This window comes from Corallococcus sp. CA054B (assembly GCF_003611625.1).
In the GTDB taxonomy this organism is placed as follows: Bacteria; Myxococcota; Myxococcia; order Myxococcales; family Myxococcaceae; genus Corallococcus; species Corallococcus coralloides.
The window spans coordinates 41895-64692 of record NZ_RAVY01000011.1 but is presented as its reverse complement, the minus strand read 5'-3'; the positions used below and the strand labels follow the sequence as shown (position 1 = coordinate 64692).

Below are 22798 nucleotides of genomic sequence, written 5' to 3'. Positions count from 1 at the left end.
CCCGTCGCTTGGACGCCCGGGGCCTATTCGGGCAGGTAGTACTGCCTGCCCGGCCCCACGGGCACCGTCTCCCCGGAGCCGCCCGCTTCCGACAGCACCAGGCGCGGCCGGTACACCCCCAGCACCGTCTGTTCGGTCGCCGTCGGGTTGTCGTAGCCGTGCCCGAAGACCTCCGGGCCGCTGAACGCCATCCCGCGCCCCACCGGCTGTCCTTGCAGCACCAGCCCCGCGCCCAGCACCAACTCCATTCCTTCCGTGTGGCCGTCCGCGCGCGGCGGGATGCTCGCCCCTGGCTCCACCCGCAGCCGGTACACGCCGTAGGTCGCGCCCTCGTGGATGACGTCCACGTGGCCGAAGGGCTTCGCGTCCGTCCGGTACACCATCTCCTCCGCGGTGCGGTGAACCTGGAGCGACGGGATGGCCCAGCCTGTCAGCGCCTCCGGCTTGGTGACCCGCACCGTGGCGGCGTGCAGCGGCGCGTGCGGCGCGGCGTCCGTGGGCGGCGCCAGCAGGTAGCGGCACACCGCCTCCGCCGCGGACTCCAACAGCTCGAAGCGGCACGCATCCAGGAGGAAGCGCAGCTCTCCGGCCAGGCGCCCGTAGTGCACGGTGTTCGCCAGCCGCCCGCCCACCGCCGCCTGCCGGGCGTCCAGGAAGAGCGCCACGTCCAGCCGCAGCGGCTGCGGCGTCACGCGCTCGCGGTTGTAGAGTCCCACGATGACGTCCACCGTGAGCCCGCGCAGCTCCATCACGTCCAGCGGACGGCCCTGCGCGTCGGTGACCACGGGGTGGATCCACACGGGTTCCTGGCTCACAGCTGCGCGCTCCTTCCGCCATCCACGGCGATGACCTGCCCGGTGAGGTACGGCGCCTCGCGCGCGAGGAACACCACCGTGCGCGCCACGTCCTCCACGCTGCCCTCGCGGCCCATGGGCACGCGGTCGAGCACTTCCTTCCGCGCGGCTTCGTCGAAGTGCTCCGGGAACGCCACCACGCCCGGCGAGATGGCGTTGACGCGCACGTGTGGAGCCAGCTCCACCGCCAGCGCGCGCGTGAGCATCACGAGCCCCGCCTTGCTCACCGAGTAGTGCGAGTAGTGGCTCACCGCCCGCTCCCCGCCGATGTCGGTGAGGTGCACCACCAGCGGGTCCTTCCCCGCGCGCAGCGACGGCAGCAGCGCCTGCGTGAGGAAGAAGGGCGCGTCCACGTTCACGGCGAGCATGCGGCGGTACTGCTCGCGCGTCACGGCCGCGAAGTCCACCCGTTCATAGAGCCCCGCGTTGTGGACGACCACGTCCAGCGCGGGGTGCGCCTCCCGCACCCGCGCGCCCAGCGCGTCCACGGCCCGCGCGTCGGAGAGGTCGCCGCTGTACAGCGTGACGGCGCGGCCCAGCTCGCGCAGCTCCTGCGCCAGCGACTCCAGCGGCTCCATGGAGCGGTTCGCGTGAAGCGCCAGGTCGTAGCCGGCGCGGCCGAGCGCGCGCGCCACCGCGCTGCCGATGCGCACGCCCGCGCCCGTGATGAATGCGGTCCCCATATGCGGGCCCTGCCTAACAGGCCCGCCCGCGAAAAAACACCGCGGGGCGATACCTGGAGACCCCTCTCCAGGCACCGCCCCGCGGCACTGCGTCGTCCCCTTTGCGTCGTTCGTCCCGTCTCGTCTCCTCGTGTTGACTACGGGTAGTAGACCACCGTCTGCCAGCGGCGCCCGCCGTACGGCACCCAGACCCACTCCGTCACCGCCTGGTAGCCGCCCGCCACATAGCGCTGGTCGTAGTAGCCCGGCGTGCAGCTCACGTGGCGGCCGCGGCGGCCACGGGACACGCACTGCTCGGGGACCCAGACCTGCTCGTAGCGCGCCGGCACCCAGCGCTCCACCGTCTGCAGCTCGTAGCGGCCGCGCGAGTCCACCGGGCGCGGCATGGGGCCGTGGTTGCAGTTCGGGCCGCGGCAGCCCATGAAGCGGCGCGTCTTCGCGTCGTCGTTGTCGTAGCGGAACGCCTGGCCCTGCGGCGCGGAGTCCCAGCCGCCGTTGTACCGCTGCTGGCCGCCCCACTGCGCATCCGCCCGGGTCGGGCCGCGCCAGTCCGCCGCGAACGACGTGGAGGAACCGAGCAGCATTGCACCGAAGGCCAGGGTCGCGAGTCCGAGCTTGAAAGCCATGTCTTCCATCCTCCGTCCGAGTTGCTTGTCCTGACTGACGGGGCCCCCGCCGGAACATTCAAATCCCGTCGAGTCACGCTCAACCCCGGTGGCGGGGCCGGGGGGATGTGGGTACACCTCGTCCCATGTTCCACCGCGACGGCCCCACCTTCCGCGAGCTTGCACGGCAGGCCCTCACCTCCGTCGAGCAGGGCTACGACCTGCTCGCGCCCAAGTTCGAGCACACGCCGTTCCGCACGCCGGATCCGGTGCTCAAGGCCGCGCTCGCGCACGTGGGCCCCGAAGGCAGCGTGGGCAGCGCCCTGGACGTGTGCTGCGGCACCGGCGCCGCGATGCGTGTGCTGCGTCCGCTGTGCCGTGAGCGCGTCGTCGGGTTCGACCTGAGCCAGGGCATGCTGGATGAAGCGCGGCGCAGGCTCGCGGATGCACCGGGCAGCGCGGCGCTCGACTTCGTCCGGGGCGATGCGCTGGCGCTGCCCTTCGACGCGGCGTTCGAGCTGATCACCAGCTTCGGCGCCTTCGGGCACATCCTGGAGGAGGACGAGCCGCGCCTCGTCGAGGGCATCACGCGGGCGCTGAAGCCCGGCGGCCGCTTCGTCTTCGTCACCGCGCAGCCACCGTCCGCGCTCAACCCCGGCTACTGGGTGGCCAAGGGCTTCAACGCCGCCATGCGCGTGCGCAACGCGCTCTGGAAGCCGCCGTTCGTCATGTACTACCTGACGTTCCTCGTGCCCCGCGCCCGCGCGCTGCTGGAGGCGGCGGGCTTCGACGTGGCGGTGCGCGAGGGCGACATGCCGGAGCCCTTCGGCCGGCTCGTCACCGTCATCGCCACGAAGCGCTGAAGCGGCCAGGCCTCAAGGCGCGGCCGTGGCGGCTTCGGACTCCGCGTACTCCACCGCGAGGATTTCGTACTCCACCGTGCCGCGCGGGCGCTCCACCTGCACGGCCTCGCCGGCCTCCTTGCCCAGGAGCGCGCGCGCCAGCGGAGACTCCACGCTCAGGCGCCCCGCCTTCACGTCCGCTTCATCCGGACCGACGATGCGATAGCGCATGCGCGCGCCGTCCTCGTCCTCCAGCACCACCCACGCACCGAAGAAGACGCGGCCCGCCTGCGAGGGATCCGGCGCCACCACCCGCACATCCTCCAGGATGGCGGTGAGTTCGCGCGCCCGGCGCTCCCGCTCGCGCTTGCGCACGACCGCTTCCAGCTCTGGCCAGTCCCGGGGCGCGGGCCCCTGAAGCTCCAGCAGCTCCTCCTGGAGCGCGCGGTAGCCCTCCGGCGTGATGTAGCGCTGCTCCGCCGACGTCGACCGGGGACGCGCGGGGGTGAGCCCCTCGTCGCCGCCCCCGTCTTCCTTGGTGAATGCCTTCGACATGGCCCGCTCCCTTCTCCCGGGAAATTTCTCAACGTTTCCCGGGCTTTGCATGCCGGGTCCGCCTGCCCGCCCGCTTTTGAATGGCGCAATTTTACTACGCAAGCGGAATCCGCCAGGATTCGAGGGCATGCACCTCCCCCGAGCCGTGCCTCGCTTCGAGCATCGCCTGGCCGTCCGTCTGCGCGGCATGCTGCCGCTCTACACGCGAGATGTGTCGGAGAGCGGCTTCTGCGCGGAGATGCTCCAGCCGATGAAGGCGGGCGATCTCGTGGAAGGCGCGTTGCTGCTGGGGGACGAGGAGGTCCCCTTCCAGGCGCGGGTGATGTGGTCACGCCGCTCCGCCGGGGAGCGCACGCGCGGACGCTGCGGCGTGCGCTTCGTCACCATCGGCGAGGACTTCCAGCGGCGGCTGGAGGCGTTCAGGCGCTTGCAGGGCAGGCGCCTGATTCGCTGGTTCACCTGACGAGCCGGGCCTACTTCGCCGCTTCGGACGCCGCCGGGGCCGCGGCCTCGGAGGGAGCGTCGGGCGTCGCGGGCGTGGTGGACGGCTCCACGGCGGACTCGGCCGGGGGAGCGATGGGGGCGCCTTCGGGCGCGGGGGCCTCACCGGAGGGCACCACCTGGAGCTTGTAGCGGCTCACGCCCTTGGGCAGCACGACCTCCACCAGCGGGTTCTCCTTCACCAGGCCCGGGTCGAGCTTGAGGGAGAACTCGCCGTTCTCGTCGGTGGTCGCGTTGATGTGGTTGCGGTACTCGCCGCCGAGCACCTTGGCGCCCTTCACCGGCTGGCCCGTCGCGGCGTCCGTCACGCGCAGCACCACGAGCTGTCCCTCCTGGAACGCGGTGGCGCCGTTCGCCTGGATGACTTCGTTGTAGCGCGGGCGCAGCGCGCAGGCGGACAGCAGCGCGGAGGAGAGGACGGCAAGGGTCAGCAGGTTGCGGCGAAGGCTCATGGAATCCATCCAGGCTGGGAAGCGGTACGGCGGAGGCGCGGCAGCATAGCCGCCAGCCACCGGACGCCAAGTCTCCGGTGCGTGACAGCCCCCGTGTGCGGCATCCGCCCCCACGCCGGGTCGCGAAATTCCCGGCAGGCAGGCACGGCATGCGCCTTCCTTCTCAGGGACCGGTGGAGCCGTCAGCCCTTCCACCCGCCCGCTTCCAGCACCATCTCCCAAGGTGTCCGGGCACATCCTTCCCCCGCCCGCACGGAGGTCATTGCTCCATGGATGAGACCTATACGGAGACATCCGAACGCGTCGCGCGTCCGGAGCGCCGCTTCGCGATGGAAAACGGGCGGGCCGAGTACGCGACCATTCCAGCCGACACGCGCGTGGAGGAGAGCCGCATCGTCTGGAAGCACAACCGGTTCGACGTGAGCGTGCTGACGATGGTGCTCATCAGCACCATCACGTTCTTCATTCCGCTGTTCAACGGCCTGCTGGCCGGCACGTTCGGGGGCTTCCACGCGGGGCGGCCCCGCCGGGCGCTGGCCGCCGCGGCCGTCGCCTCGGTGGTGGTGCCCGCCGCGTTCTACGTGGCCTTCAACGTCTTCAGCGTGGGCGGCGAGCGCATCTTCCTGGGCCTGGGCTGGGGGAACTGGACGCTGCTGCACGTCATCGGCCTGTTCATCGGGGCGCTCTGCGGCGCCGCCAGCCGTCCGGTGTTCACCGGTGAGTTCCCCGTCTTCCGTACGCAGTCCGTCAGCGGACCTCCACTCCTAGCGCAAGGCGATGTCGCGCCAACCCTTCCGGAAGGCTCGCGAGACTTCTCCCGGGACCTGCCCACGACGCGAGTGTCCCCTCCCAGTGGACCTGTGCGCGGGGAGTGAGCAGCACGCTCCAGCGGGAGATGCGCCCCAGGTACCACTCCACCTGGAGCGTCGCGTCCGCCTCGTGCGTGAAGCCCGGCGTGATGCCCGTGCGCCACGACGGCACGTACGTGGCCTCCAGGCGCAGGGCGCTGTTGCCTGGACCGGGCAGGCCCAGACGATGGGCCAATGACAGACGGGGCCCCACCGTGGGGACCGTCTCCGTGGGGCTCCAGGCCATCGTGGCCTGGGCACCCAACCCCACCGCGAGGAAGGTGTCGAAGCGCTCCGAGGCCGCCACCACGCCCAGCGCCTCCGCCTCCACCGTCGCGCGGTAGGGCAGCGGACGGCCGATGTCCGTGGACATCTTCGCCTCCGCGCCCCAGCCCAGCGAGTCGGAGAACGACCGCTGCTGCTGGGGCAGCTCGGGCATCAGCGTGCGGTAGCCCACCAGCGTCAGGCGCGAGCCGAGGATGCGCGGCACGCCCCAGCGCGGCTCCACCGACAGCTCTCCGTCCAGCACGCGCAGCTCGCTGCTGGACTGGAAGCCGTGCAGGCGCGCGTCGCCCAGGGCCTCGTTCATCGCGGAGGTGCGCAGGCTCACCACCGGCCGCGCGGCGCCCACCTCCGGGAAGTCCACGCCGCCACTCACCACCGTGCGGGCCGCGCCGGATTCGCGCAGCGCGCCCCGGGCCCAGGTGGTCTCCAGCTCCACCTTCTGTTCATGGTCCTTCGCGAGGAAGGCCCGCGGATCCACGTCCGCGAGCGGTCCGTCATTGAGCGCACCCTGAGCTTCCGTGGCCGCGGCGAAGGCGGCCTCGGTGTGCTCCGCGCGGACCAGGGCCTTGAGCTCGTCCGGCGTGGGCAGCCGCTTGATGGCGGTGTCCAGGGCCTGCTGGAGCAGGGCCGTGCGGTCGAGCACCGCGAGCTTGCGCTGCATGGCGTCCTCGCGCTCGAAGAGGAGCTGCCGGTCCTTGACACCCTGGGCGGCGCCGCCCTGCCCCTTCAGGTCGAGGGCGACGAGGCGCTCGCGCTCGATGGCGAGCTTCTCTCCTTCGGCCTGGTCCACCGCCGCGCGCTCCACCCGCACCGCGTGCGCCACGTAGGCATGCAAGGCCTCGCGGGTTTCGGCGCGCGCGGAGGGCGGTGCGGCGTCGAGCGCCGTCGTCACGGCGTGGAGCAGCTGTTCGTAGGCCTGCCTGCGCACGCCGGGTTCGGGGGACTGGAGGCGGCGGTGCACGTGGTGCAGCGGCGCGAGCGCGGTGGACGGAAGCAGGGAGGCCAGCTTCGTGAGCAGCCGCTCCTCTTCCACGAGCGCGCGCCGGGCGCGGTCTCCCGTGGATTCGAGGGCGTCCGGGACGTGCTCCAGGAGCGGCACCTTGCGCCCGTTCGCGTCCACGACGCTCGTCTTCGCCAGCGTGTCCAACGTGGCCGTGGGCAGGACCCACAGCATGCCGGGCGCGCTCACGTGACGGCCGTTCTCCAGCGAGCCATTGAGGAGGAAGAGCAGCGCGGCGGCGCAGTTGTCGGTGAAGAAGTAGTAGCCCAGGTAGCCGCGACGCTCGAGCTCCCAGATGCGCTCCAGCATGCGCTGGGACTCGCCGGGCGTGAGGTTCAGCCGGAAGCGGCGGATGGTGCGCTGCTCCAGCTCCAGCGACTCGTGGGTGATGTCGCCCAGGGTGCCGGTGAGGAAGACGGTGCTGTAGCCGCCCGTCATGCCCTTCATCAGGTAGCCCAGGCCCTTCTCCTCCATGCCGGTGAGGGCCACGAGCTGCACGACGCGCTCGAAGCCGGGGCCCTGCACCATGGCGCCTTCGCGCCAGACCGGGCGCAGGAGCAGGTGACCGAAGAGGGACTGGGGCTGGCGGCCCGTGGCCGCGACGAGCAGGACCTCCAGGTGCGAGAGCGCCTCCGCTTCCGCCCACGCGTCGAAGGCCGGGCAGTCTCCCCGCGCGGGCAGCGTGCCCAGGCGCGCCTCCGAGATGAACTCCGACAGGGCGCGCGTCTTGGACAGCTCCTGACAGCGCACCTGATCATCCTCGGGCAGTGCATCCGGGCGCAGGGACTCCACGGGGACGAGCAGCTCCTCCGCGAACGTGACGAGGTCCAGCGAGGCGCTCGCCTGCCCCCGGGCGCGGCTGAAGGCCCCCGCGTAGGTGATGCTCGCGGTCTCCTTCCACGTGAGGGGGCGCTCGAGGGGGAGCAGCCATCCGTCCAGCCTGCGCCACTGGGGACGCTTGCTCCAGCCGCGCGCGTCGTCCCAGCGCTGCATCACGGCGTGCACCACGGCGCGGCGGCGCCACAGGTGTTCGGCCTCCGTGTCGGTGAGCCGTGACAGGCGCAGCGTGGCCCGGCGCTCCTCGGAAGGGGCGTAGCGATAGAGATGGAACTGCTCGCGCTGCTCCGACCAGTCCGGACGGTCCTTCGTGCCGTCACCCAGGCCCAGCGGCGCGGGCTCCGCGTGGAGCACGAACTCCAACCGGCCTCCGGGCGGACGGCGCATCGCGGGAGGCAGGGTGGCGAGCCCCGCCTCCACGTCCGAGACCAGCGAGGCATCCCGCGCCGCGGCACCGCGAAGGACGATGCCCGACGTGGCCTCCAGGGCCGCGACCCGTTCGGCCAGGACGATCTCCGGGGACAGCTTCTTCAAGAACGCCGGCACCGCCAGGTGGCCCAGGGGTTCTTGAGCCTGCGCGCTCACGGGCAACAGCAGCACCGTGAGCCATCCCATCCAGGCTGGGCGGGGCCTCACTGGAGGGCCTCGGCCGCTTGGGGCGCACCCTCCTGTTCCTGGAGGAAGGCCTGCCGGTCCTCTTCGAGCCGGGGTTCGGTGCGCGCCAGCTGGCCCACGCGCTCCAGCCAGGCGCGGGCGCGCTCGGGCGTCAGCGTCTTCGCATCCGCCATCATCAGCAGCTCCTTGCGGTGCGTGCGGAGCAGCTTGCCGAAGACCTCCAGGTTCTCACGTCGGATGCGCGCCGCCTGCGCCAGGTCCTCCACCGTCGGGCCCGCGCCCAGCGCCAGGTCCTCTCGCAGCTGGTGCGTGCGGGCTCGCAGGTACACCTGGGCCGCGTGCCCCACTTCCTTCGGAGAAGGAGAGGGCCGCTTGTTCTTGCGCCGCTCCGCGCGCGCGTACGACTGCCAGATGACGATGCCCAGGCCCATCACCGTCAGCGCCACCGTGGCCGTCGACAGGAGCTGATTCTCGCGGCCGTTGCTGCTCTCGCTGCGCGTGCGCGAATCGTCGCCCTGGTCCACATGGTTCGACTCACTGCTGCCCGCGTTGCTGTGCTCGCTGGAGCCCCCTTCTCGCGAGCTGTGGTCGCTGGAGCCCGAGGAGTCGCTTGAGTCCGAGGAGTCGCTTGAGTCCGAGGAGTCGCTGGAGCCCGAGGAGTCACCCGAGTCCGACTTGCTCGAATCCCCATGGCTGGAGTTGCCCGAGTCGGAGTCGCTGGACTCGCCCGAGCCCGACTCGCTGGAGCCCTCGTCGCTGGAGCCGTTGGAGTCCGACCTGCTCGAGTCCCCACCGCTGGAGTTGCCCGAGTCGGACTTGCTGGACTCGCCCTGGCTGGAGTCCCCCTGGCTGGAGTTGCCCGAGTCCGACTGGCTGGAGTCACCCTGGCTGGAAGCGCCCGAGTCCGATGAGTTGCCCGAGTCCGACGCCCCCGCGGCCCGCAAGCCCGCGGCGGGTCCGCGACACCCCACGGCGAGCATCAGCATCGACGCCGTCACCACGCGCTTCCACGAAGACTTCGTCCGCATCCATCCCCCTCGAAAGGGCGCCACCGGGCCTGGCGCCAGCCAGTGCCCTAGCCAACCGCATGCCGGGCGCTGAATTGTGCATTATCGGGAGGTTGCTGGATCGTCTGACGCAATACGGCGCGAAAAACAGGTCCCAGGGTGCGTCAAGCGCTTCGCGCCCCTGATTCACCACGGGTGTGACGAACGCCCTCCTCCAGGAAGAGCCGTTTCAGATAGGGATTGAGGAAGCGCCCCTCCGGGTCCAGTTGCTCGCGCACGCGCTGGAAGTCGTCCCAGCGGGGATACAGATGTTTCAGTGTCGCGGCCGTCTGGGTGTGCAGCTTGCCCCAGTGCGGCCGGCCGCCGTGGTTGCGGAAGATGGCCTCCGCGCCGGAGAAGTAGGGCTCCAGCGGCATGCCCCGGTATTGATGCACCGCGATGAACGCGCGGTCCCCGCCGTGCGCCGGGCTGAGGAACACGTCGTCACCGCGCACGAAGCGGTACTCCACCGGGAAGTGCACGGGCAGCTGCTCGCGCGTGATGTATTCGGACAGCTCGCGCAGGCAGTCGGGCCCTCGCTCCACCGGCACGGCGTATTCCATCTCCTGGAAGCGCACGAGCCGCGGCGTGGCGAACAGCGTGTGGCTCTGTCCCGCCAGCACGCCCTCCGACGCCAGCTTCGCCGACAGCCGGCTCACCGGCGCGCACCACGCGGGCCGCATCCGGCACGCACGGCTCACCGCGCCGAAGACCGCGTTCTCCATCACCATCTCGCTGAACCAGCGCCCCACGCCCACCCCGTGCGGGGTCTCGTCCGTGAGGTCCATGGCCTTCGTCATCACGCGGTCGGAGTGCGGGAACCAGAAGAACTCGTAGTGCCGGTGGCGCGCCCGCGCTTCGTCCAGGCCCGCGAGGCACTCCTCCAGCGCCAGGTTCCGCCGCGTCAGCCGCAGCCGGTACGCGGGCAGCAAGCGCAGCCGCACCCGCGTCACCACGCCCAGCGCGCCCAGGGACACCCGCGCGGCCTGGAGCAGCTCCGGCGACGCGTCCTCCGAGCACGTCACCTCGTCCCCGCTCGCAGTGACGAGCGTCATCTCCGCCGCCTGCGTGGAGAGGATGCCCAGCCCCACGCCCGTGCCGTGCGTGCCCGTGCCCAGCGCGCCGCCCAGCGACTGCTTGTTGATGTCGCCCAGGTTCTCCATCGCGAGCCCGTGCGACGCGAGCAGCGCGCCCAGCTCGCGCAGGTTCGTGCCCGCCCACACCACGGCCTCGCGCGTGCGTTCGTCCACGGACTCCAAGCCCCGCAGCGCTTCGAGCGACACCATCGTCTCGTCCGTCGCGCACAGGGGTGGGAACGAGTGGCCGCTGCCCACCACGCGCACGGTGCGCGACCGGGCGCTGGCGTCGCGGAGCGCGGCCTTCAGGGCGTCCACGGAATCCGGCTGGAGGAAGCCGGAGGGATGGGCCACCACCCCGCCGGACCAGTTGCGCCACGTCTTCGTCTTCGCCGCCTCGGTCGTCATGCCGTCACCCCCATTCGCCCCGGTAGGTCGGGACCTCTTCCACGACGCGGCCGCCGGAGATGAGCAGCAGCGTGCGGAAGTGCTCGCACACCTCGCCCGCCTTCGCGTGCCGGAAGAACACCGGCGCGCCCAGGGACAGCGGCACCGGCCCCGCGTACGCGATGGGCGTCTGCACCTCGCCCGCGCCCTCCAGCGGAAGGAGCTTCGCGCCCTCGGGAAGGTAGGGCACGGGCAGCTTGTCCACGCCCGCCGAGCCGGAGGCCACGAAGCCTCCCCCCTGGAGCGTGAAGAGGCCCGGGCCGGGGCGCCGCGTCACGGGGATGGCGAACGCCACCGCGGGCTGGTGCTGGAAGCCGCGGTAGCCATCGAAGAGCGCGGGCGAGTACAGGCCGCTGCCCGCGGTGAGCTCGGTGACGCTCGCGTCCTGGCGCGTGGACTCCAGGCTGCCGGTGCCACCGCCGTTCACGAAGCGCGGCGCGAACCCCGCGCCCTTCAGCGCGGCCACGACCGCCTGCCTGCGCGAGTGCACGCGGCCCACCGAGCCCCGCTTGAGCGCGCGGATGACCACGTTCTTCGGGCCCGCGTGCGGCGCGGCGTCCGGCACGCCCGCGAGCTGCGCCTCGTAGCCCATGACGCCCGCCAGGAAGACGGCGTCCCCTTCCGCCGCGATGCTCTTCGCCACCGCCAGCGCGTCCTCCGCGGAGCGCACCGGCGAGCGGTGCACCCCGAAGCGCAGGCCCGGCAGGTCCACGGACAGGTCCACGTCCAGGCACAGCGGCGCTCGCGTCCCATGACGGCGGGCAGCGCGGGCGGCGAGCGCCACGTGCTCCACCGAGTCCACCATCAGCGTCACGGGCGCTGGCGGCCGGCACAGCTCCGCCAGGGCCTCGGCATCCACCACGGGGTAGCCCATGAGCAGGTCGCTAAAGCCGCGCTCGCGCAGGTGCACGGCCTCGTCGGCGCTGAAGCACATGAGGCCCTGGAAGCCGGGATGCCCGTCGAGCACGCGCCGCAGCAGCGCGACGCACCGCACCGACTTCGTGGCCACCCGCACCGGCAGCCCGCCCGCGCGCCGCACCAGCGCCGCCGCGTTCTCGTTCAGCAGGTCCAGGTCCGCGAAGGCCAGGGGCAGCCTCCGTCCCTCCAGCGCCTGGGCGTAGTAGGCGTAATCACGCGGCATGTCAGGGCCTCCGGGCGCGGGCACGACGGGAGCGGATATCATCGCCGCGCCCCGTCAGGGACGGGGCCTGCCGGCACCGGGCGCGTGGGGTGGTGGACAGGCGGGGACAGGAGCGGGAAAAGGGGCAGCGCGCCGGACATCCCTGGGGGAACGCCCGGCGCGCGCACACGCGGATACTTCGACTCCTAGGTCGGCCCACCCCCCCGGAAGGGCACGGACCGCCATGGTGCCGCCAGCCGAAAGTCATTTCTATTGAGGAAATCACGCGAGTCCTAAACGACTCGGGGGGAAAGTAATCACTTCCCACCTGGACAGGCGGAAGAAGCACTGATTCCACTCCCGACCTCACAAGTCTTCCAATTGGCCCCAACGGCTATAGTAAGTAAATCGTGATTGATTTGATTTCCGAGGACCAACGCCTCTTGCAGGAGCTGGAGGGCCTGCTGGAGGGGTTGGAGCCCGGCTCCGAGGCCCTGCCGACGGTCCTCGCCGCGCTCCGAAGCGCCCTGCGCGCGGAGCGGACGGCGGCCTACGGCGTGGACGTGGGCCCGGACCGCTATCACACGGCGTTCGTGCACGGCGTGGGCTTCCCGCAGCCGCCCTCCGTCCTCACCGAGGCCTTTGACGCGTCGCTGCCGCCGGCAGGGAGCCGCTTCGGCTACTTCGATCCCGCGCGTCCGCCGCTGGCGCAGCGCAACCGCGCGATGCGCTTCTCGCCCCTGGGAATGTCGGAGCCGCTGCGGGCCCTGCCCATCACCGGCGAGGGCGAGGGCCCTCTTTGGGAGCGGCTGGGCTTGAGCGAGGCGGAGTGGGAGCACGCGCGGACGCAGCTGGCCGGGTATGCCTCCCATCTCTACCGGCAGCTGGGACTGGAGCAGCTGGCGCAGCTGCGGGTGCTGGTGTGTGAAGGCGACATGATGCTGGGCTGGGTGGGCGCCTTCCGGGCCGAGCCCTTCACGGAGCGGGAGCAGCGGCTGTTGCAGGCGCTGACGCCCTCCATCCAGCGGCGGATGGCCATGGACCGGCGGCTGCGCGAGGCGGGCCTGCTGGGGCCGGCCCTGGGCGCGGCGCTGGAGGTGCTGGGGCGGCCCGCGTGGGTCGTCACGTTCAGCGGCCGGGTGATGCACGCGAACAAGGCGGGGCAGGCGCGGTGGGAGCAGGACTCCCAGGCGCTGGCGGCGCAGGTGCGCGAGTGTCTGCGGAGCCCGCCGGGCACGGGGCCGCTGTTCTCCTCCGGGCCGCTGCGCACGCAGGGGCTGCCGGACCACTACCTGGTGCTGGACCCCGGGCCGCCGATGGAGCCGACCTCGCGCCTGCCGGTGCTGAGCCAGCGCTGGGGGCTCACCGCGCGCGAGGCGCAGGTGCTGGAGCACGTGGTGCAGGGAGAGACGAACAAGGCCATCGCCCTGCACCTGGGCTGCGCCGAGCGCACGGTGGAGGTGCACGTCACGCACCTCCTGAACAAGGCGCAGGTGGAGAGCCGCTCCGCGCTCATCTCGCGCTTCTTCCAGTCCTGATGGGCCGGTGGGCAGGTCCCGGCGCATGACTAGGATGGAGGGATGGACGAAGCGCTCTTGAGGAAGGCGCTGGCCCGCGCCGACGTGGCGGTGGCGAAGGGGCCGCACGCGCTGGCGGCGGATGGCCAGCGCCGCACGCTGCACGTGGCGATGGGGGACCCGCAGGCGGACTTCGACCGGGTGCTCTCCATCCTCTCGCTGCACGGGCTGCTGGACGAAGAGGGAGGGCTGCGGCCGCACGTGTGCCTGGTGTCCGTGGGCGACCACTTCGACTGGGGCCCCGCGGCGGACCGGGAGCGCGTGGCCCGGAGCGCGCTGCGGCTGGTGGCGTGGCTCGCGTCCCATCCGGCGGATCAGGCCGTGATGCTCCTGGGCAACCACGACCTGGGACGCGTGGGGGAGCTGGCGGACTTCACGGATGCGACGTTCCGCGCCGCGCAGGTGGAGGCGGACCGGGTCTACGCGGGGGACGACACCGACGCGGCGGCGGAGCGGGCCTTCCTCCAGCGCTGGCCTGGATTGCCGAGCGCGGAGCTGGCGGCGCGGGACTTCAGCACCTGGACCGAGGAGCAGCGCGCGTGGGTGGAGCACCTGCTGCGCGCACGGCGCTTCCGCGTGGCGCATGCGGCGGGGGACTCGCTGCTGGTGCTGCACGCGGGCGTCACTCGCGAAGACCTGGGGGTCGTGGGGCTCGCGCCTGAGCGGTGGGCGGAGGCGCACGCGGTGGCGGAGGCGCTCAACGGCGTGATGGACCGGGCGGTGGCGGCGTGGAAGGGCGGGCCGCTCGTGCTGCCGGGGCTGCACCATCCGGGCAATGCGAAGGATGGCGAGGGAGTGGGCATCTTCTACCAGCGGCCCAGCCTCGCCGCGGAGGATGGGGAGCGCGTGCGGGGAACGCCCCGGCGCAGGTTCGATCCCCGGAGGTTGCCCCTCGGGTTGACCCAGGTGGTGGGCCACACGCGGGACAAGCGGGTGCGGGAGCTGGTGTCACCCGGCCCCACGCGCGATGGAGTGCTGCGCCACCTGGTGACGGACGGGACGCGCGTGGACTACGCGCACGGCCCGCCGCCCATGACGGGCCCGGGCGAGGCGGTGATGGTGTTCACCGACGGCGCCATGCGCGAGGGCCGCGCGGAAGACTTCGAGCTGTTTGATTTGAATGCCCGACGCTCGGTGCCGCTGGCATCGTGAGTCTTCGCGCGTGCCGCATGCGTGGCGCGCGCGAAGGCTCGTGCATCCGCTACGGCGCCGCGCCAGGAACAGCGGCAGGCGACTTCAGGCTGGCGAGCTTCTTCTCCAGCGACTCCACCTGACGCGGGGACACCTGCGCGGCGGGCAGCGTCTTCGCGAAGGTCAGCGCCTCCTCCAGCGTCTTCACCGCGCCGGCGGTGTCCTTGCGCGCGACCTGGATGTCCGCGCGGCCGGAGAGCACGGACAGCCGCCGCGCTCCCTGCACCCGCGCCAGCGCCCGGTCGTTCGCGGCGAGCGCGTCGTCCAGCCGGCCCGACAGGCGGTACAGCGTCGCGAGCCGCGCGGGCGGGTTGTAGTCCTGCGGCAGGTCTTTCTCGCTCTGCTCCAGCGCGGGGATGGCCCGCTGCGGCTGCTCCAGCGTCATCGCCGCGAGCATGCGGTGCGAGTCGAACACGCTGCGCGCCTCGGGGTTCGGCGCCTTCGCGGCCTCGCCCTCCAGGAAAGTCAGCCACTCCTGGGCCACCTGCTTCGCGCCCGCGGTGTCCTTGTCCTGCTTGCGCGCCTCCACCAGCACCTCGTACAGGCCGGAGCGGTCATCCGCCTCCATGTCGATGGCCGGCGGCGCGAGCACGTCGCGCGCCTTCGCCTCCAGCGCGTGCCGCAGGTCCGCCGCCTCGGGCGTGCCTTCCGGGATGGCCAGCGCGCAGCTGAGGCCGTTGAGGACGCCGTTGGCCAGGTTGAGCGAGCGCGGCACCTTCGGCAGCTCCGCCACCGCCTTCTGCGCGCAGGGCACGTACTGCTTCGCTCCGTACTGCGCCATCAGCAGCGACTCCAGCGCGCGGCCCCGGCGGGACCAGTCCGCGGGAGCCTCCGCGAGCGCGAGCGACAGGGCCTCCGCGGCCTCCGCGGGCTTGCGCTCTCCGTAGAGGGCATCCCCGCGCGCGAGCAGCGCTTCCGCGCCGGTGGCACCGCCCTGGTAGGCGCGCTCGCCGTCCTCGAAGAGGCGCTCCAGCTGCGGCACCGTCGCGCTGCCGGCGAAGCGCAGCAGGGCCTTCTCCTCGCGCGGGTCGATGATGAAGAAGGTGGGCCAGAACTCCACCGGGTACTTCTCCTGGAACGTCGCGTTCTGGGTCAGGTCGGTGTTGAGCTCCAGCCACACGAAGCGGTCCGCGTGCTTCGCCAGCGCCTTGTCCGTGAAGACGTACGCGCGCATGGAGCGGCAGGTGTGACACCACGGCGCCCAGGTGTCGACGAACAGGGGCACGCCCTTCGCCTTCGCGTCCGCGAGCGCGCGGGCGTAGTCGTCCGGGATGAAGGGCAGCGGGCCTTCGGCGTGGGCCTCGGCGGACGCGGGCGCGGGCGCGTTGGCGTTCGTGGCCGTGCAGGCGATGGACCCCGACAGGAACAGGCAGGCGAGGAGGGAGCGCATGCGGCGCACCCTACCGCGCCTCTCCAGGGGTGTCCCCGGTGGACAGAGCGCGCACACTTCGCTGGGCACGACGCGGCGTGCGTGCTGTCCTGCACATGGCCCCTATGCCCATGAAGGACCCTCGCGCCCTGCGCACCGCCCTCGCGTCCGCCCTAGACGCCCTGCCCGCCTCCGAGCGCTTCCCCGACAGCGGTGACGCCGACGTGGCCCGCCGCCTGGCTGAACGCCTGCGCCGCGACCTGCTGCCCCGCCTCGGCGCCGGGGACGCGCCGCTGCTCCTCGTGGCCATCGCCGGCCCCAACAACGTCGGGAAGTCCACGCTCTTCAACTCGCTGGCGAAGGCGTCCCTGTCCCCCGCGCGTCCCGAGGGCGGACTCACCAAGCAGTGCCTGGCCGCGTCGAATCCGGAGACGTGGGCGGGCGCGCTGAAGGACGTGCTCACCCAGCGCTACGACATCATCCCGGTGGCCGACGGCGCCGTGGCGCCCGTGGATGAGCCCGGGCCTCCGGGCCGGCTGTACCTGGTGCTGTCGGAGGCCGTACCGCGCGGGCTGCTGGTGATGGACACGCCGGACTTCGACAGCGTGTACCGCGACAACCGCGAGCGGGCCGAGGCGCTGCTCGTCACGGTGGACGTGCTGGTGTTCGTGGTGAGCCGGCAGACGTACCAGAACGCGGCGCTGGTGGACTTCCTGCGCGCGGCGGTGGGCCACGGCAAGCCGTACCTGCTCGTCTACAACGAGGCCACACGCGAGGACGTGGCGCGCGGCCACCTGGACAAGCTGGCCCAGGACGTGGGCCACCCGCCCATCGCGCGCTACCTGGCGCCGCACCAGCCGGACGTGGAGGCGGGGCTGAAGCCGCTGGCCACCGAGGCGCTGGATGGACGGCCGCCGCTCGCCGCGCTGCTGGGCCAGGCGGAGCATGTGCGCGAGCTGAAGGCGCGGGCGCTGGAGGCGTCGCTGTCGGATGCGCGCTCGGAGCTGGACGCGGTGGCGCGGGCGGCGACCCGCGCGGCCCGCGAGCCGGAGCGGCTGAGGCAACGGCTGCGGCACGACCTGCAAGGCATTGGCGCGCAGGCGGCGCTGAAGGCCGTGCCCGCGGATGTGCTGGTGGATGCGTTCCGCGACGAACTGGATGCGCGCAGCACCTTCCACCGGTTCGTGCGGCTGCCGTTCCGCGGACTGGCCACGGCGCTCACGTTCGTGAGCCGCAAGGTGCGTGAGTCCTTCACCGGACCCCAGCCGCATGAGGCGCTGCCCACGCAGGCGGTGGATGACTCGCTGAAGGACGGGCTGCGCAGGCTGGTGGATGCCTTCGCGCCGGAGGTGGCCGCGTGGCGCGGGGACGCGGAGACTCGCGAGAAGCTGGCGCAGTCCTTCGGGCCCGCGATGCTCGGCCGGCTGGATGCGCCGCTGGAGTTGGGCGCGCTGCACGCGCACGCGGCGGACCGGGCCACGCTGTATGACTTCTGCCGCCAACTGGTGGGCAGCGAGCTGCAGGGCGGCATGCGCGAGGAGCTGCTCCAGGCGCTCACCACGCTGGTGTACTCGGTGCCGTCTGGCGCGGCGGCGGTGGTGACGGTGGCCACCGGCGGCCTGGGCCATGACGCGGTGGTGTGGGCGGGGACGCTCCTGTCCACGCCGCTCTTGGAGCGCTTCGTGGACCTGCTGGGCGCCCAGGTGCGCGCGACGGTGACGCGCAAGTGGGCGGACGCGCACGGAGCCACGCTGGCGCAGGCCATGGAGACGCGCTTCTTCGCGGAGCTGTTGTCCCACCTGGACTCCCAGGCGGACGGCTGGCTTCGCACCGCCTCCACCCTGGAGACGGCACGGCGGGCGGCGGAGTAGGCGGCCGGCTCCTGACAGGGTCCCGCCTCCGGGCTGGAGGCGAGACTTCGTGCCTCATCGCCACCGATGCGTCATGCTGGGTCCGCCATGACCGGTCCGAGCCCGGAGGCGGGTTCTCCTCTCATCCTGTCGTTCCGTCACCTGCTGACCGAGTCCGTCAGTGCGTTCCTCGACGAGGCGGACATGACGTGTCCGCAAACGGCGGACGCGCTCAGCGAGCTGCTGGTGACGCTGTCGCGCTACCGCGAGGAGGGCGCGCTGCTGTTCCCCACCGCGTTCCTGGGTGACGACCTGGGCGCGATGATGGAGCTGCTGGGCGGGCACGACCCGATTCCCCTGGGCTCGGGGCCGCGCAACCGCGCCACCATCCAGCGGGCGCTCAAGCAGTGCGCGCCGCTGGGACAGGGGCGCTGGTGGGCGCTGTATCTGCTGCGTGAGCCGGCGGGCCTCACCTACGGCATCTTCCGGACGGATCCGTTCCCCCTGGCGGAGACGCCGCTGGAGCGCCTGCGGCACGCGCCGGACCGGGGCGCCCGCGTGGTGGGCGTGTTGCAGCTGGCGGACAACATCCTCGAGCTGCGCGGAGGCGGCGGGCTGTGCCGGCACGTGTACCTGTCCGGCGCGCGCATCGACCTGGAGCCGCCCTCCGTGGTGCTGGACGCGCTGGCGAGCGCGGTGACCGAGCAGGTCCTGCCCTCCAGCCGCGAGTACGCGCGGGGCTTCTTCCGGCGGGTGCTGTTCGAGGTGATGCAGTCCTCGCACGGCACGCTGGTGGCGGTGTTGCCCCGCGAGCGCGCGGGTTCGGCGCTGTTCGTGGACGGCATCCTGTTGCCCCGGCCCATGGACGTGGTGTCGATGCTGGACCGGCACCACGCGACCCAGGACGACAGCGCGGCGTCAGCGGTGCGGGCGGCCTCTCAGCTGCTGCGCGGCATGATGGCCACGGATGGCATCACGGTGTTGCGCGCGGACGGATGCATCCTCGGGTACAACGTCTTCGTGCGTCACCCGGAGACCCTGGCGCGGCAGCCGGGCTTCTTCGGCGGAGCGCGGCGGCGGACCTTCGAGGTGCTGTGCGCGGCCCTGGGCAACGAACTCGCCGCGGCGTTCATCCGCTCGCAGGACGGGGACGTCGCGTGCCGTCGCGTGTGACAGTTTCCTGTTTTGCGCGCTGTCCGGATTGATTGCGTCCCTGAGGGATGGAGGACCCTGGAGGTCGCATTCGGGCACAGGGACTCGGGACGTGGGCGGAAGGTTGAGAACCTCAACTTAATCTGTAAGGCTGCGCCCGTTTTGCGCACAGCTCCCCTCCTCCTCCGCGCGGTTGCCGCGCTGTCCCTGCTCGCCGTGTGCCTCGCGAGCGCGCCTGCCGTGGCGCAGAAGCTGCCGGCCGTAGTGGTGGACGGGCAGCCCTCAGCGCCCTCTCCGGTCAACAACGTCGGCACGGGGATCTGCATGGCGTCCAGCGTGTGGACGCGCACCGCGAACGAGTTTCCGCAGAGCCAGTCGCTCTACACGGAAGGCCTGAACGCATACATGGAGGAGAACAGCGGAGCGCGTATGACCTCTGTGCTGCGCTCCGCGTTCGACCTGTCGAACAACCTGAACGACGGTCGCGTGCTGAGCTTCGGCGACTTCGTCAATGTGGATTCAGGCTGTGCCCAGGGTGGTTGTCCCTTCCACTATACGAACCCGGATACGAGGTTCGTCTCCCGCTTTCGCGGATACCTGAACGTCACCCCGGCCATGGTCGGACGGGTCCTGCACTTCGGTTTCTACGCTGACGACGCCATCAGCCTCGTTCTGTTCGACAAAGCCAGCAGGCGCTACGACGTCATCATCCGACCGCCGGAAATCGGAGCTCCGACACGACGCACCACCAACTCCGTCACCTTCACGCAGGAAGGGCTCTACGCCATGGAGCTGCTCTACGTGCAGATCGTGGAGCACTCAGCACTGGAGTTCGCCGTCCTGGATGGAGCGTTCACGGACTTTGACCGGCCTGCGAATCAGCCACCGGTCGTTCCCCTTGCTTCTTCCGGTTTCTCCCTAGTCCAGCCCGCGCAGCTGTTCCAGACGGAAACTGGCCGCCCGTCGTTCCCGAACAACCTGGATCAGTGCGTCCAGTGCAACCGCCAGTTCGCGAACCAGCCCGGCAACGGCACTTGCGGTCCGTCCTACTACTGCAACTCCGCTGCGCTCTGCGCGCCCTGTGACACGAACTTCCTTTGCGGTGACACGTGCTCGCCGTGCGGACCGACCGCGCCCATCTGCGCGCAGGTCAACGGCCAGTTCACCTGCGTCGCGTGCACCCAGAACAGTGACTGCGCCACTGGCCGCTGCGACACCACCACCAACGTCTGCACCGGCTGTGTCCGCGACTCCGACTGCGGCTCCGGCCAGGTCTGCGACGAGCCGAACTTCACCTGCGTCCAGTGCACCTCCGACGCGGAGTGCCCCGGCAGCCAGGTCTGCGACCTCACCGCGAACAGCTGCGTCGAGTGCAACGAAGACACCCAGTGCGACCGTGGCGAGTCGTGCTCCAACCACGTCTGCACGCCCTGCAACACCAACGATTCCTGCGCCGGCAACTCCTGCAACTGCTGCCCCAATGGCACCCAGTGCGCCGCGCCCACGCCCGGCGCCCCGCCCTCCTGCGTCGAGTGCACCACCGACAGCCAGTGCTCCAACGGCCAGCGCTGCGACACCCTGAACGGCGCCTGCGTCGACAGCATCGCCGAGTGCAACACCTCCGACCGCTGCGGCCCCGGCTGCTCCAAGTGCCCCGGTGGGCGCCCCTTCTGTCTCGACGGCGAGGTCTGCGTCCAGTGCCGCAACGACCTGGAATGCGGCAACGGCCAGACCTGTGTCAGCGGTGAGTGCAGCTCCTGCACCACCGACAATCGCTGCGGCCCCCGCTGCGACTCGTGCGGCGGAGACACCCCGTTCTGCCTCTCCGACGGCACCGTGCAGAACAGCGTGTGCGTGGGCTGCGTCAACGACTCCGACTGCGGCAGCGGCACCTGCGACCCCACCACCCGCACGTGCTCCAACACCGGCGCCTGCGCCGTGACGTGCGCGGAAGGCACCGTGTGCGACGGCTCCACCTGCGTCGAGTGCTTCGCCGATGCCCACTGCCCCTGCGGCGGCACCTGCGACCTCACGTCCAACACCTGCCTTGAAACCTGCGCCGACAGCGGCGACTGCCTGGGCGTCGAGTTCTGCTCCGCCGAAACCCAGCAGTGCGAACGCGGCCGCCGCAAACCCGGCACTGAACCCCAGGGCGGCGCCTTCTGCTGCGGCACCACCGCCGAGGGCACCCCCACCGGCAGCACCGCCATGCTGGTCACCCTCGCCCTGGGCTTCCTCTTCCTGCGCTCCGCCCGCCGCGTCCGATGAAGCCTTCCCGCGCGCCGCTCCTCCCGCTGCTGCTGGCCCTCGCGCTGTCCACCGCCGCCCACGCCGCGCCGGATCCGCGCTTCAACATCCAGGTCTTCCGCCCGTCCGGCGCGCCGCAGGACCTGGTGATGGTCACCCAGTCCCGGCCCCTGTCCCACCTGTCCGTCTCCGCCGGGCCCTACTTCAGCTACTCCCTCAACCCGCTCTCGCTCGTCCCCAAGGACGGTGACCTGGGCTCCATCAGCCTCGTGGGCAACCGGCTCCAGTTGGACGTCATGGCCACCGTCGGCCTCTTCGACTGGTTCGAGGTCGGCGTGGACATGCCGCTCGTGCTCCTGCAGGGCGGCCAGAACCTGGAGGTCATCGGCACCGAAGGGCCCGTGGAGAGCTTCGCCCTGGGCGACCTGCGCCTCATGGGCAAGGTGGCCATCCCCGGCTTCCGCCGCTCCGCGGAGGGCCACGGCTGGGGTGCCTCGCTCACGCTCAACGTCAGCTTCCCCACCGGCGTGCAGGAGGCCTTCGCGGGCGACGGCGAGCTCACCTGGGCGCCGGGCCTGGTGCTCGACTACCGCTTCGAGTCCGGCATCCTCCTCGCCTTCAACGGCGGCTTCTGGAAGCGGCCGGACGTCATCTTCAGCGGCGTGCAGTTGGGGGACATGGCGCCGTTCGGCCTGGGCACGGAGGTGCCCCTGTTGCGCGGCAGCGGCATCACCGCGCTCGGCATGGTGAACGGCGCGTTCGGCCTCAAGAAGGCTCCGGGCCAGGAGCGGCAGATTCCCGCGGAGCTGCTCATCGGCCTGCGCTGGTACAGCTCGCTGGGCGTCACGTTCACCTTTGGCGGCGGCCTGGGCTGCGGCTGCTCGCTGGCGTCGCCGAACCTGAGCTTCTTCACGTCCATCCTCTGGGTGCCCGCCAAGACGCGCGAGTGGGAGGCCATCGAGCGCTTCAAGGAGCCGCCCGAGCCGCCCCCGCCGCCCGTGGACCCCGACTTCGACGGCGTCATCGGTGAGCGCGACCGCTGCCCCGACCTGGCGGGCCCGGTGGAGAACAGCGGCTGCCCGGACACCGACGCGGACTCCGACGGCGTGGTGGACCGCATCGACAAGTGCCCGGATGTTCCGCAGGGCAAGCGCGGCCGTGACGGCTGTCCGCTCGCGCGCACGTCGGGGAACAAGATCGTCATCCTGGAGCAGGTGAACTTCGCCACCGACCAGGACGTCATCCTCTCCGAGTCCTACCCGGTGCTGGAGGAGGTCGCGCGGGTGATGGAGGAGAACCCGAAGATGGACCGCATCCTCATCGAGGGTCACACCGACTCGCGCGCCAGCGACCAGTACAACCTGGACCTGTCCAAGCGCCGCGCCGCCAGCGTGAAGCGATTCCTCATCGAGACCGGCGTCGCCGCGGAGCGCGTGTGCTCGCAGGGCTACGGACGCAGCATGCCCCTGGCCGACAACGCCACGGAGGAGGGCATGGCCCTCAACCGCCGCGTGGAGTTCACCATCCAGCCGCCTGTCGACGGTCCCCGCCCGCCCTGCCCGGATGACGTGGAGGCCGCGTCCAAGAAGAAGGGCGGCAAGCGCCCCGCGCCGAAGTCCCCGGCGCCGCCCAAGAAGAAGCCGTAG

Annotated in this window: 19 protein-coding genes; 9 read left to right on the top strand and 10 right to left on the bottom strand. The window is 71.5% G+C overall.

Annotation, left to right across the window (positions count from 1 at the left end):
- Positions 1-23: 23 nt before the first annotated feature.
- The 3 genes from D7V80_RS04975 to D7V80_RS04965 form a co-directional block, all read right to left on the bottom strand.
- Positions 24-815, bottom strand: coding sequence for a dihydroneopterin aldolase (locus D7V80_RS04975; protein WP_120587063.1), 792 nt, complete (start codon positions 813-815; stop codon positions 24-26).
- Positions 812-1537: an SDR family oxidoreductase gene (locus D7V80_RS04970; protein WP_120587062.1), complete on the bottom strand. Its 726-nt coding sequence runs from the start codon at positions 1535-1537 to the stop codon at positions 812-814. The genes D7V80_RS04975 and D7V80_RS04970 overlap by 4 nt, the downstream gene beginning before the upstream one ends.
- A gap of 137 nt (positions 1538-1674) precedes the next feature.
- Complete coding sequence (locus D7V80_RS04965) at positions 1675-2163, bottom strand: hypothetical protein (RefSeq protein WP_199738380.1); 489 nt, start codon at positions 2161-2163, stop codon at positions 1675-1677.
- A 125-nt stretch (positions 2164-2288) separates the two neighbouring features.
- Here D7V80_RS04965 and D7V80_RS04960 point away from each other — a divergent pair, with 125 nt between their 5' ends.
- On the top strand, positions 2289-3005 hold the full coding sequence (locus tag D7V80_RS04960; protein WP_120587061.1) for a class I SAM-dependent methyltransferase: 717 nt from the start codon (positions 2289-2291) through the stop codon (positions 3003-3005).
- A gap of 12 nt (positions 3006-3017) precedes the next feature.
- Here D7V80_RS04960 and D7V80_RS04955 read toward each other — a convergent pair whose 3' ends face one another.
- On the bottom strand, positions 3018-3539 hold the full coding sequence (locus D7V80_RS04955; protein ID WP_120587060.1) for a GreA/GreB family elongation factor: 522 nt from the start codon (positions 3537-3539) through the stop codon (positions 3018-3020).
- A gap of 127 nt (positions 3540-3666) precedes the next feature.
- Here D7V80_RS04955 and D7V80_RS04950 point away from each other — a divergent pair, with 127 nt between their 5' ends.
- The gene (locus D7V80_RS04950; protein WP_158616547.1) at positions 3667-4002 is read left to right on the top strand and encodes a PilZ domain-containing protein; all 336 of its coding nucleotides are present in this window, start codon (positions 3667-3669) and stop codon (positions 4000-4002) included.
- 10 nt (positions 4003-4012) lie between these two features.
- On the opposite strand, the gene D7V80_RS04945 is transcribed toward D7V80_RS04950, so the two are convergent.
- From D7V80_RS04945 to D7V80_RS04935, 3 genes are all read right to left on the bottom strand, one after another.
- Positions 4013-4492, bottom strand: coding sequence for a carboxypeptidase-like regulatory domain-containing protein (locus D7V80_RS04945; protein ID WP_233585144.1), 480 nt, complete (start codon positions 4490-4492; stop codon positions 4013-4015).
- A 747-nt stretch (positions 4493-5239) separates the two neighbouring features.
- Positions 5240-8077, bottom strand: coding sequence for a DUF4105 domain-containing protein (locus D7V80_RS43580; RefSeq protein WP_304987049.1), 2838 nt, complete (start codon positions 8075-8077; stop codon positions 5240-5242).
- Between the two features lie 17 nt (positions 8078-8094).
- Positions 8095-8601 carry a hypothetical protein gene (locus tag D7V80_RS04935; protein WP_233585142.1) on the bottom strand — a complete coding sequence of 169 codons (507 nt, stop codon included), beginning with the start codon at positions 8599-8601 and terminating at the stop codon, positions 8095-8097.
- Between D7V80_RS04935 and D7V80_RS04930 the strand changes: the two genes are divergently transcribed.
- The gene (locus D7V80_RS04930; protein WP_147446984.1) at positions 8576-9178 is read left to right on the top strand and encodes a hypothetical protein; all 603 of its coding nucleotides are present in this window, start codon (positions 8576-8578) and stop codon (positions 9176-9178) included. The two genes, D7V80_RS04935 and D7V80_RS04930, sit on opposite strands and share 26 nt — an antisense overlap.
- A 70-nt stretch (positions 9179-9248) precedes the next feature.
- Here D7V80_RS04930 and D7V80_RS04925 read toward each other — a convergent pair whose 3' ends face one another.
- Positions 9249-10607 carry a D-arabinono-1,4-lactone oxidase gene (locus D7V80_RS04925; RefSeq protein WP_120587055.1) on the bottom strand — a complete coding sequence of 453 codons (1359 nt, stop codon included), beginning with the start codon at positions 10605-10607 and terminating at the stop codon, positions 9249-9251.
- 4 nt (positions 10608-10611) lie between these two features.
- Positions 10612-11787 (bottom strand): amino acid deaminase/aldolase, encoded by a 1176-nt coding sequence (locus tag D7V80_RS04920; RefSeq protein ID WP_120587054.1) that lies wholly within the window; start codon positions 11785-11787, stop codon positions 10612-10614.
- A gap of 389 nt (positions 11788-12176) precedes the next feature.
- On the opposite strand from D7V80_RS04920, the gene D7V80_RS04915 reads away from it, so the two are divergent.
- Together D7V80_RS04915 and D7V80_RS04910 are read left to right on the top strand one after the other, a co-directional pair.
- The gene (locus D7V80_RS04915) at positions 12177-13304 is read left to right on the top strand and encodes a LuxR family transcriptional regulator (protein WP_120587053.1); all 1128 of its coding nucleotides are present in this window, start codon (positions 12177-12179) and stop codon (positions 13302-13304) included.
- A gap of 42 nt (positions 13305-13346) precedes the next feature.
- Positions 13347-14495 carry a metallophosphoesterase gene (locus D7V80_RS04910; protein ID WP_120587052.1) on the top strand — a complete coding sequence of 383 codons (1149 nt, stop codon included), beginning with the start codon at positions 13347-13349 and terminating at the stop codon, positions 14493-14495.
- A 49-nt stretch (positions 14496-14544) separates the two neighbouring features.
- Here the strand turns inward: D7V80_RS04910 and D7V80_RS04905 are convergent, their stop codons facing one another.
- Positions 14545-15924: a thioredoxin family protein gene (locus tag D7V80_RS04905; protein ID WP_120587051.1), complete on the bottom strand. Its 1380-nt coding sequence runs from the start codon at positions 15922-15924 to the stop codon at positions 14545-14547.
- A gap of 110 nt (positions 15925-16034) precedes the next feature.
- Here D7V80_RS04905 and D7V80_RS04900 point away from each other — a divergent pair, with 110 nt between their 5' ends.
- From D7V80_RS04900 to traB, 4 genes are all read left to right on the top strand, one after another.
- Positions 16035-17774, top strand: a complete 1740-nt coding sequence (locus D7V80_RS04900) for a GTPase (RefSeq protein WP_120587079.1) — start codon at positions 16035-16037, stop codon at positions 17772-17774.
- A gap of 87 nt (positions 17775-17861) precedes the next feature.
- The gene (locus D7V80_RS04895; protein ID WP_120587050.1) at positions 17862-18926 is read left to right on the top strand and encodes a hypothetical protein; all 1065 of its coding nucleotides are present in this window, start codon (positions 17862-17864) and stop codon (positions 18924-18926) included.
- 141 nt (positions 18927-19067) lie between these two features.
- Positions 19068-21173, top strand: a complete 2106-nt coding sequence (gene traA / locus D7V80_RS04890) for an outer membrane exchange protein TraA (RefSeq protein ID WP_233585141.1) — start codon at positions 19068-19070, stop codon at positions 21171-21173.
- A complete protein-coding gene (gene traB, locus D7V80_RS04885; RefSeq protein ID WP_120587049.1) occupies positions 21170-22798 on the top strand; it encodes an outer membrane exchange protein TraB in 1629 nt (542 codons plus the stop codon). The genes traA and traB overlap by 4 nt, the downstream gene beginning before the upstream one ends.

What these genes read in the sequence shown, in the direction of transcription:
- D7V80_RS04920 (WP_120587054.1), bottom strand. Translation starts at nt 11,787, where the DNA reads ATGCCGCGTGATTACGCCTACTACGCCCAGGCGCTGGAGGGACGGAGG.
- D7V80_RS04910 (WP_120587052.1), top strand. Translation starts at nt 13,347, where the DNA reads ATGGACGAAGCGCTCTTGAGGAAGGCGCTGGCCCGCGCCGACGTGGCG.
- D7V80_RS04900 (WP_120587079.1), top strand. Translation starts at nt 16,035, where the DNA reads ATGAAGGACCCTCGCGCCCTGCGCACCGCCCTCGCGTCCGCCCTAGAC.
- D7V80_RS04960 (WP_120587061.1), top strand. Translation starts at nt 2,289, where the DNA reads ATGTTCCACCGCGACGGCCCCACCTTCCGCGAGCTTGCACGGCAGGCC.
- D7V80_RS04955 (WP_120587060.1), bottom strand. Translation starts at nt 3,539, where the DNA reads ATGTCGAAGGCATTCACCAAGGAAGACGGGGGCGGCGACGAGGGGCTC.
- D7V80_RS43580 (WP_304987049.1), bottom strand. Translation starts at nt 8,077, where the DNA reads ATGGGATGGCTCACGGTGCTGCTGTTGCCCGTGAGCGCGCAGGCTCAA.
- traB (WP_120587049.1), top strand. Translation starts at nt 21,170, where the DNA reads ATGAAGCCTTCCCGCGCGCCGCTCCTCCCGCTGCTGCTGGCCCTCGCG.
- D7V80_RS04965 (WP_199738380.1), bottom strand. Translation starts at nt 2,163, where the DNA reads ATGGCTTTCAAGCTCGGACTCGCGACCCTGGCCTTCGGTGCAATGCTG.
- D7V80_RS04905 (WP_120587051.1), bottom strand. Translation starts at nt 15,924, where the DNA reads ATGCGCTCCCTCCTCGCCTGCCTGTTCCTGTCGGGGTCCATCGCCTGC.
- D7V80_RS04925 (WP_120587055.1), bottom strand. Translation starts at nt 10,607, where the DNA reads ATGACGACCGAGGCGGCGAAGACGAAGACGTGGCGCAACTGGTCCGGC.
- D7V80_RS04895 (WP_120587050.1), top strand. Translation starts at nt 17,862, where the DNA reads ATGACCGGTCCGAGCCCGGAGGCGGGTTCTCCTCTCATCCTGTCGTTC.
- D7V80_RS04950 (WP_158616547.1), top strand. Translation starts at nt 3,667, where the DNA reads ATGCACCTCCCCCGAGCCGTGCCTCGCTTCGAGCATCGCCTGGCCGTC.
- D7V80_RS04945 (WP_233585144.1), bottom strand. Translation starts at nt 4,492, where the DNA reads ATGAGCCTTCGCCGCAACCTGCTGACCCTTGCCGTCCTCTCCTCCGCG.
- D7V80_RS04970 (WP_120587062.1), bottom strand. Translation starts at nt 1,537, where the DNA reads ATGGGGACCGCATTCATCACGGGCGCGGGCGTGCGCATCGGCAGCGCG.